Consider the following 1320-nt stretch of genomic DNA (forward strand, 5'->3'; position numbering starts at 1 on the left):
TCAAACAACCAGTGGCAATTCCGAATAGTGAGGGTTGGTGGAATACAATTGAAGCGGACGATTTTGACCAAGATGGGGACACCGATTTTTTACTCGGAAACTGGGGAACAAACATGAAATTTAAAGCCAGTACTGAGAAACCTCTCAAACTGTATGTGCATGATTTTGATGATAATAAACGTCCTGAGGTAATCATGGAATGGTTTACTCCTGAAGATGAGAAACCTTTCCCATTTGCCAGTAAAGCTGATTTAACCGCTCAAATGCCGAGTTTGAAGAAAAAAACTATCAAATATCAAGATTTTGCCAAGATGCAAGTCTCCGACCTTTTTGAGAAGGATAAGTTAGCCAAAGCTGTCAAAAAGCAGGTAGTCAATTTCAATTCATCAGTTTTAGTCAATCAAGATGGTAATTTGGTTTTGGAGAGCCTTCCAGCCGAAGCACAGTTTTCGCCAATCTTCGCTTTTGAAACAGGCGATTTTGATAAAGATGGAATCAAAGATTTTTATGCAGGCGGAAACTTCTATCGCCTAAAACCAGAGGTAGGCAGGCATGATGGACTTCAAGGAGGCTATTTCAAGGGGCTTGGCAAAGGTAAATTTAAATATATTTTACCACACATCTCTGGGCTACAAGTCAAGGGGGAAGTTCGAGATGCCATCACTATTAATAATCATTTACTTATTGCACGAAACAACGCATCTATCATTAGTTTTAAAAAATAACAACCAAAAAAAATTATGAAATTATCGTTTTCTTTATACCATTTCGTCGGTATTGCTCTTTTGAATCTTGGTTGTAATTCACAAAAACAATTACCACAATTTTCTTCACTAAAAGATGCATATAAAGATGATTTTTTAGTTGGCACGGCCTTAGGAACTGAACATATCTTAGAGCGAAATACATTGGCGAATGAACTGATAATTAAGCAATTTAACTCGGCCACTCCTGAGAATATAATGAAGGCGGAAGTCATTCATCCAGACCAAAATCGTTACGATTTTTCATTAGCAGACAAATTTATTGAATTTGCTCAAAAAAATAAGATACATACAGTTGGCCATACTTTAGTTTGGCATAGCCAACTACCTAAATTTGTAGGAAAAATACAGAGTGCAGATTCTCTTCGACAGTTCATGACCGAACACATCAATACGGTCGCGGGAAGATACAAAGGTAAAATTGGCAGCTGGGATGTAGTAAACGAAGCCTTAGAAGAAGATGGTACACTCCGAAAATCAATCTTCTTAAATAAATTGGGTGAAGGCTACATCAAAGAAGCATTCGATTTAGCCGCCAAAGCTGACCCAACTGCTG

General features: G+C 37.7%; 1 protein-coding gene and 1 pseudogene. Both read left to right on the forward strand.

Annotated features, from left to right (window positions below; translation table 11 throughout):
* Window positions 1–725, forward strand: a pseudogene (locus tag ACOVO2_RS11110) (RNA-binding protein); the annotation flags it as partial.
* Window positions 726–740: 15 nt separating this feature from the next.
* On the forward strand, window positions 741–1320 hold a 580-nt coding region (locus ACOVO2_RS11115), incomplete at its 3' end, for an endo-1,4-beta-xylanase (RefSeq protein WP_421770038.1).

Source organism: Emticicia sp. (assembly GCF_049241225.1).
GTDB lineage: Bacteria > Bacteroidota > Bacteroidia > Cytophagales > Spirosomataceae > Emticicia.